The following is an 898-nucleotide window of genomic DNA, read 5'->3' as shown; positions in this document are numbered from 1 at the left end:
GCCGCGGCGGCACTGCGCAGCCCGAAGCTGAACGTGTTGACCTTCGACGAGGAGCTGGTCGCGCTGCGGCTGCTGGCCGATCGCCGTGACGAGCTCTCCGCGCTCCGGATCCAGACCGTGAACCGGTTGCACCGGCTCTTCGCCGAGCTCATCCCCGGCGGTGCCCCGAAGAATCTGACCGCCACCAAGGCCCAGAAACTGCTGGCAGGGGTGCGGCCGCGGACCCTGGTCGGCAAGACGACGCGGCGGATGGCCGCCGAAGAGCTGGCCGACCTGGTCCGCGTCGATCGCAAGCTGAAGGCGATGCAGCACGAGCTCAAGGCCGCCGTGCTGGCGCGAGGATCCCACCTGATGGACCTGCACGGAATCGGGCCGGCCGGAGCCGCCCGGATCCTGGCCGATGTCGGCGACATCGCCCGCTTCCCCGACCGCGCCCACTTCGCGTCCTGGACCGGGACCGCTCCCCTGGACGCCTCCTCCGGCGACCACACCCGACACCGCCTGTCCCGGGCCGGGAACCGACGGATGAACCACGTCCTCTACGTCGCCGCGATCACCCAGATCCGGCAAGACAGTGAAGGACGCCGCTACTACCGCCGCAAGCTGCACGAGGCCAAGACCGGCAAGGAATCACTGCGCTGCCTCAAGCGACGCCTCTCCGACCTGGTCTACCGCCAACTCCGCGCCGACGCCGACCAAGCCGCCGTGGACCGGGCCGCCCACAATGGGGCAGCCGAGGCGGGCCCGGGAGGGCACTCGGGGACGACTGCAAAGTCCAGCGTGGCCGACCTCCACACCCCGGTCATCGGCTCTTCGGAACAGCCACAGCCCGAGCCCGCAGCACCGACGCTACCCCTCCCACGACGGTCACGAACACCCCGTCCGGCTTCGGCTCCAC

At 70.6% G+C, this 898-nt stretch carries 1 protein-coding gene; it reads left to right on the top strand.

Features of this window, described 5'->3' with window-relative positions; genetic code table 11:
• The coding region (locus tag ACYQ1K_RS27905; protein ID WP_459986892.1) for a transposase at positions 1 to 898 on the top strand (898 nt) is incomplete at both ends.

Source organism: Nocardioides sp. AN3, assembly GCF_054653495.1.
This window is presented reverse-complemented; position numbering and strand designations above follow the sequence as displayed.